This window comes from uncultured Campylobacter sp. (assembly GCF_938018145.1).
In the GTDB taxonomy this organism is placed as follows: Bacteria; Campylobacterota; Campylobacteria; order Campylobacterales; family Campylobacteraceae; genus Campylobacter_A.
Map to the genome: position 1 here is coordinate 1 of NZ_CALIII010000369.1, position 2,466 is coordinate 2,466.

The 2,466-nt window shown below is 48.8% G+C and carries 2 protein-coding genes; one reads left to right on the forward strand and one right to left on the reverse strand.

Annotation, left to right across the window (positions count from 1 at the left end):
* The coding region (locus Q0338_RS08455) for an AAA family ATPase (protein ID WP_298086364.1) at positions 1 to 1,796 on the forward strand (1,796 nt) is incomplete at its 5' end.
* Between the two features lie 191 nt (positions 1,797 to 1,987).
* Here the strand turns inward: Q0338_RS08455 and Q0338_RS08460 are convergent.
* The coding region (locus Q0338_RS08460; protein ID WP_298086365.1) for a tyrosine-type recombinase/integrase at positions 1,988 to 2,466 on the reverse strand (479 nt) is incomplete at its 5' end.

Below are 2,466 nucleotides of genomic sequence, written 5' to 3' on the forward strand. Positions count from 1 at the left end.
TAAAAGACGTGATGGACGAGGTGGCCGAGCAAGAGGACGCGATAGTTTTTATCGACGAGATCCACACTATCGTGGGCGCGGGAGCTAGCGAAGGCAGCATGGACGCGGCAAATATCCTAAAACCCGCGCTTGCTAGAGGCGAGCTGCACGCCGTGGGCGCAACGACGCTAAAAGAGTACCGCAAGTATTTCGAAAAAGACGCCGCGTTGCAACGCCGCTTTCAGCCTATCGACGTAAAAGAGCCTAGCGTAAACGAAGCGCTTCAAATTTTACGCGGGATAAAAGAGCGCCTCGAGGTGCATCACGGCGTAACGATCACCGATAGCGCGCTGGTTGCGGCGGCAAAGCTAAGCGACCGCTACATCTCAAACCGCTTTTTGCCCGATAAAGCGATCGATCTCATCGACGAGGCCGCAGCCGAGCTAAAAATGCAGATAGAAAGCGAGCCGTACGAGCTAGCCCGCATAAAACGTGAGATCGTAACGTTGCAGGTCGAAAAAGAGGCGCTAAAAATGGAAGACGAGGCCAAAAACGCGGCTCGCCTAACCGAGATAGAAAAGCAAATCGCCGATCTAAACGAGCAAAAGCACGCCCTTGACGGCAAATTTGAAAACGAAAAGGCGGTTTTTGGCGGCATCTCAAAAGCTAAAAAAGAGATAGATAGCCTAAAAAGCGAGGCCGAGATAGCGCGCAGAAACGGCGATTTGCAGCGCGCGGCCGAGATAGAATACGGCAAAATTTTAGAAGCGGCCAACCGCCAAAAAGAGCTCGAAAAAAAATGGGACGAGATGAAAAAGGGCGGCGTGCTACTCAAAAATCAGGTCGATGAGGAGCTGGTGGCCGAAATACTAAGCAAATGGACGGGAATTTCAGTCAGCAAAATGCTAACTAGCGAAAAGCAAAAATATCTGATGATCGAGGAGCATTTGCGAGAAAGCGTCGTCGGTCAGGATGCCGCTCTGCACGCGCTAGCAAGAGCTATCAAGCGAAACAAAGCCGGCCTAAACGAGGGCGCGCGTCCGATCGGATCGTTTTTGTTTTTGGGGCCTACGGGCGTTGGTAAAACGCAGTCAGCAAAGGCTTTGGCTAAATTTTTATTTGACGACGAGCGCGCGCTCATACGCTTTGATATGAGCGAATATATGGAAAAGCACAGCGTCTCTCGCCTGCTCGGAGCACCTCCTGGATACGTGGGCTACGATGAAGGCGGACAGCTAACCGAAGCCGTGCGCAGACGTCCGTATAGCGTCATACTTTTTGACGAGATCGAAAAGGCTCACAAGGACGTGTTTAACGTGCTTTTAGGCATCCTAGACGACGGGCGGGCGACTGATAATAAGGGCGTGACGGTTGATTTTAAAAACACGATCATCATTCTCACGTCTAATATCGCGTCAAATTTCATCATGGATCTAAAAGGCGAGGAGCGTGAGCAAGCGGTCAAAAATGAGCTTAAAAACTACTTTAAACCCGAGTTTTTAAACCGCCTTGACGATACGATAATCTTTAATCCGCTTGATGAAGACGGGCTCATAAAAATCGTAGATATAATGTTTAAAGAGCTTGAAAAAACGCTGCAAAATCGCGGTATAAAAGCAAGCCTAAGCGAAGAGGCGAAGAAATTTATCGCGGGTGCGGGCTTTGACATCGTTTACGGTGCTAGACCGCTTCGCCGCGCACTCTATGAGCTAGTGGAAGACCCGCTAGCCGATATGATCCTGCGAGACGAGCTTGAAAGCGGCGACGAGATCGTAATCGGCAGCGATAAAGAAAAAATAACGATCTCTAAAATTTAACCCAAATTTACGGTCGCGTTTTTGGCGCGGCCGTTTTTCATCTCTCGTCAAATTTCTTAAATTTAACCGCGCAATTATCTTATATTATATAGACTGCTCAAATTTGAAAACAGCATATTGACTCTCAAATTTAGCAAGCTCGCGTGCCGTTAGCCGCCCGAGTCAAATTTGAAACCGCTCAAATTTAGCGCCTATTCTCCGCTTAGCTCCTCGGCTACCTGCGCGGCGAGCTTTAGCTTTTCGCTATCAAAATGCGTGTAAATTCGCGAAGTATTTAGGCTCGCGTGCCCAAGCGCTTCTTGCACTAAAACCAGGTCTTTTTGCTTTTTGTAAAGCATCGTGGCAAAGGTGTGGCGCAGCATGTGAGCGCCGTTTTTTTCCTTGCGGATTCCGGCTTTAAAGAGGATCTGCTCGACGATGCGGCTCACGTAGGCCTGCGTTAGGCGCGTGCCTTTTTTATTGATAAAAAGATAGCCTTCTTTATTTATATAGTTTATCGCGATCGTGTCTAGATGGGCTTCGATGAGGCGGCGTTTGATCATCACGACGCGGTATTTGTTGCCTTTGCCGCGGATTCTTATGACGTAGAGCTCGCCGTCTTCTGCGATATCTTTGCGCTTTAGATTTAGCGCCTCGCTCACGCGAATACCCGTGAAAATAATGATTTTTA